This is a genomic window from Chrysosporum bergii ANA360D (assembly GCF_029891735.1).
GTDB lineage: Bacteria > Cyanobacteriota > Cyanobacteriia > Cyanobacteriales > Nostocaceae > Umezakia > Umezakia bergii.
In genome coordinates this window covers 1-1,695 of sequence record NZ_JANQDH010000060.1, presented here as the reverse complement: position 1 = coordinate 1,695, position 1,695 = coordinate 1, and the positions used below count along the sequence as shown (strand labels likewise).

Below are 1,695 nucleotides of genomic sequence, written 5' to 3'. Positions count from 1 at the left end.
GGGCGAGATTGGTACTAAGATCGCTTTGAGAGCAAATTAATTTCATAAATCTGAACACAAATAGTGAAGGATCATCCTAGCAAATTTTCCCCTATCCTAGCTTATGCTTCCAACCCCCCACCAATTCCACTCAGTTATCAGTTTATTTGAGTAATGCCATGAGTTGAGGGTGTTGGGTTTCGTATTAAACTCAACCTACGTTAATCTTATATTTAATTCCACTGACCCACTCAGAATAAAATCGGTAAGGTTATTTTTTAAAAACTCCTTCTCACCATGCCCAAACACTTTAACACTGCTGGTCCTTGCCAATCTGACATCCACTATATGCTCTCCCCCACGGTTCGACTACCAGACTTGAAAGCACTAATTGATGGTCGCAATTACTTTATCATTCATGCACCGCGACAAGTAGGCAAAACCACCGCTATGATAGCCCTAGCTCAAGAATTGACTGATAGTGGGGAATACACCGCCATCATGCTTTCTTTAGAAGTAGGGGCACCTTTCTCTCAGGATCCGGGTATGGCTGAACGTGCAATTTTGGATGAATGGCAAGAATCCGCTTGTGTTTACCTACCAACTAATCTTCACCCACCCCGTTGGCCACCATCTCAACCCGGGCGGCAAATTGGAGCCGCATTAGCCAGCTGGGCTAAGGTTGCTACTCGTCCCCTAGTGGTTTTCCTGGATGAAATTGATGCTTTAGCAGATGAAACATTAATTTCTGTTCTCAGGCAATTACGCTCGGGTTATAATCGCCGTCCCCGGGCGTTTCCCCATTCGGTGGGGTTGATTGGTATGCGGGATGTGCGGGACTATAAGGTGAAATCCGGTGGAAGTGAACGACTCAATACCTCCAGTCCTTTCAATATCAAGGCTGAGTCTTTAACCCTCAGTAATTTTACTTTATCAGAAGTAGAAGAACTTTACTTACAACATACGCAGGCTACGGGACAGGTGTTTACCATAGAAGCAATTCAACAGTCATTTTATTTAACCGATGGACAACCGTGGTTAGTAAACGCCCTAGCTCGTCAAGCTACCCAGGTTTTGGTGAAAGATATCACCCAACCCATTACCGCTGAAGTGATTAACCGAGCCAAGGAGATTCTCATTCAGCGCCAGGATACCCATTTAGATAGTTTGGCAGAGCGATTACGGGAAGATAGGGTCAAAACCATTATTCAACCTATGTTATCTGGATCCGACTTACCGGATACCCCGGAGGATGATCGCCGTTTTTTACTAGATTTAGGCTTGGTAAAGCGTAGCCCTTTGGGCGGACTAACCATTGCCAATCCCATTTACCAGGAAGTGATTCCTCGTGTTTTGTCCCAGGGTAGTCAGGATAGCTTACCCCAAATTCAACCCACTTGGTTAAATTCTGACAATACTCTAAATCCTAACAAACTATTAAATGCTTTCCTAGAGTTTTGGCGACAACATGGGGAACCACTACTCAAAAGTGCGCCCTATCATGAGATTGCTCCCCATTTAGTTTTAATGGCATTTTTACATCGGGTAGTGAATGGTGGTGGTACGTTAGAACGAGAATATGCCATTGGTTCTGGAAGGATGGATATTTGTTTACGCTATGGCAAAGTGGTGATGGGCATAGAGTTAAAGGTGCGGAAAGAAAAGTTAGATCCGCTAACCCAGGGTTTGATTCAATTGGATAAATATCTGGATGGG

At 44.2% G+C, this 1,695-nt stretch carries 1 protein-coding gene; it reads left to right on the top strand.

Annotated features, from left to right (window positions below):
* Positions 1 to 276: 276 nt before the first annotated feature.
* Positions 277 to 1,695: P-loop NTPase family protein (locus NWP17_RS09420; protein WP_280654653.1), on the top strand; the 1,419-nt coding region annotated here is incomplete at its 3' end.